Origin of the sequence: Rhodococcus sp. LW-XY12 (assembly GCF_019317345.1) — a bacterium.
GTDB classification, from domain to species: domain Bacteria; phylum Actinomycetota; class Actinomycetes; order Mycobacteriales; family Mycobacteriaceae; genus Rhodococcus; species Rhodococcus pyridinivorans.
In genome coordinates this window covers 1-2,041 of record NZ_CP079230.1, presented here as the reverse complement: position 1 = coordinate 2,041, position 2,041 = coordinate 1, and the positions used below count along the sequence as shown (strand labels likewise).

At 64.9% G+C, this 2,041-nt stretch carries 3 protein-coding genes; all 3 read left to right on the top strand.

Annotated features, from left to right (window positions below):
* The first annotated feature begins 530 nt into the window (after positions 1 to 530).
* From KXC42_RS27000 to KXC42_RS26990, 3 genes are read left to right on the top strand one after another with little or no spacing between them, the layout of a single operon-like run.
* A complete protein-coding gene (locus KXC42_RS27000) occupies positions 531 to 1,376 on the top strand; it encodes a replication initiation protein (protein ID WP_257606271.1) in 846 nt (281 codons plus the stop codon).
* Positions 1,366 to 1,647: a sigma factor-like helix-turn-helix DNA-binding protein gene (locus KXC42_RS26995; protein ID WP_219130731.1), complete on the top strand. Its 282-nt coding sequence runs from the start codon at positions 1,366 to 1,368 to the stop codon at positions 1,645 to 1,647. The genes KXC42_RS27000 and KXC42_RS26995 overlap by 11 nt, the downstream gene beginning before the upstream one ends.
* Positions 1,644 to 1,880, top strand: a complete 237-nt coding sequence (locus KXC42_RS26990) for a hypothetical protein (RefSeq protein WP_219130730.1) — start codon at positions 1,644 to 1,646, stop codon at positions 1,878 to 1,880. Before KXC42_RS26995 ends, KXC42_RS26990 begins: the two co-directional genes overlap by 4 nt.
* Positions 1,881 to 2,041 lie beyond the last annotated feature (161 nt).

The window sequence follows — 2,041 nt, the reverse complement described above, 5'->3', positions numbered from 1 at the left end:
GCCTCCGGACCGCTCACCGACCACCAGGTTCGGCTCTGAGATCGCCGGAGAGCGCCGTGCCCTATTCCCGGGGTCGGGGGGTTGCGGTCGGTCCGTCTGCGGCGCTCTCAGAGCCACACAGAGGGGTCACACGGAGATGCGAGGCCCGAGTAGGCCCGAGAAAGTTCTGCCGCACCCATCAGCCGTACCCGGCTGACCTTCCGCCCTCCCCCGACGCATCGAACCGTCACGTGCCACTCAACTGGCCGTGGTCCTGATCGACCACAAATCAAGATCACCACACACCTCATGCACTAAAGCTGCGAACACGAGAAACGCCGGTCCGGACGTGACGGAAAGGTTGTATTTCCCGAGTGGCGCGGCGAAACATCTGACTTGGCTTCGGCGCGTCCTACATAAAAAATTGGTTTTCCTGTGCGAGGGTCTTCCGCATGACAGACCGCGGGGGATCACACGATGGCGATTGGGAACAGTTGTGGTTGCCGCTGTGGCCCCTGGCAACGGACGATTTGTTGTTGGGGGTGTATCGGATGCCTCGCCATGACGCGCTCGAACGGCGCTATCTCGAGGCGAACCCTCAGGCGCTGAGCAATCTGCTGGTCGTCGATGTCGACCACCCGGACGCGGCACTGCGGACGCTGTCGGCGGCAGGAAACCATCCGCTACCGAACGCGATCGTGGAGAACCCCCGCAACGGACACGCGCACGCGGTGTGGGCGCTGACCGAGCCGTTCACACGCACCGAGTACGCCCGCAGGAAACCACTCGCCTACGCCGCTGCCGTCACCGAGGGACTGCGTCGAGCCGTCGACGGCGATGCCGCCTACTCCGGTCTGATGACCAAGAACCCGACCCATCCGGCATGGGCAACGCACTGGATCCACCCCGCACCGCGGAGCCTGGCCGAACTCGAACACGAGCTCGGCCGGCACATGCCCCCGCCGCGGTGGCGACAGAGCAAACGACGCCGCGAGCACCCGGTCGGGCTCGGCCGCAACTGCGCACTATTCGAGTCAGCGCGAACCTGGGCCTATCGCGAAATCCGTTATCACTGGGGCGATCCCGCTGGATTAGACCGAGCGATCCGGGCTGAGGCGGCGCATATCAACACCGCATTTTCCGAACCCCTGCCCGACAGCGAAGTGCGCGCGATTGCCGCCTCCATCCACCGTTGGATCGTCACCAAATCACGCATGTGGGCCGACGGTCCGGCCGTCTACGAAGCCACCTTCGTCGCTATGCAGTCCGCCCGCGGCCGCAAAGGCGGCAAGGTCAGTGGTCAGGTGATGACACCAGCGAAGATCGAAGCCAATCGTCGTCGGGCAACGAAGTTCGACCGCGATCTGGTGTGGAAGGAGGCCACCGATGGGAGCTGAGAATCCGGTTCGGCGCACCCGCACAGCCCGCGAGGTCGCAGAGCGGATCGGTGCGTCGTCTCGCACGGTGCGCCGCATCATGGCCGAGCCGCGGGAGGAGTACCTCGCTCGAGCTGCCGAGCGTCGGAATCGGGTGCTCGAACTACGCGCCCAGGGCCTGAAACTGCGCGAGATCGCCGAGGAAGTCGGCATGACAGTCGGTGGAGTCGGCACGATCCTGCACCACGCTCGCAAGGCGGAGCAGTCCCAGCCCGAGGAGGCGACAGCGTGAGCGAGACGATCGCGGCACGCATCGTTGCGGTGCAAGCACAACTGGACGCCGTACACACCGAGCTACGCGCCCTAGCGGAGCTGGTGAACATGTTCGACGCGGACACCCTCGATGCGGACACCGAAACCTCGGTGCGCGAAGTGATCGACTCTCTCGCCGATGCCGGCCTCGCCCTCAACGGCGCCGACGAACCACTCTCCACAGCCGCACACCACGCCCGTCTGCTGCCATAACGATCTTGGTCTGGAAAGATCAGGTATCGAGCGTCCGGCCCCACCCCCTGCGGGCCGGACGCTCTTTCGTTGGCACGACTCCTGCCCTTCCCACTGGTCGTTTCGTGCTGCCAAAATCGGGACACACCTCTTGCAGAAGTTCTGACACCCGGGAAAGGCCG

Coding starts and splice junctions, on each gene's coding strand:
- KXC42_RS27000 (WP_257606271.1), top strand. CDS start 531: ATGCCTCGCCATGACGCGCTCGAACGGCGCTATCTCGAGGCGAACCCT.
- KXC42_RS26995 (WP_219130731.1), top strand. CDS start 1,366: ATGGGAGCTGAGAATCCGGTTCGGCGCACCCGCACAGCCCGCGAGGTC.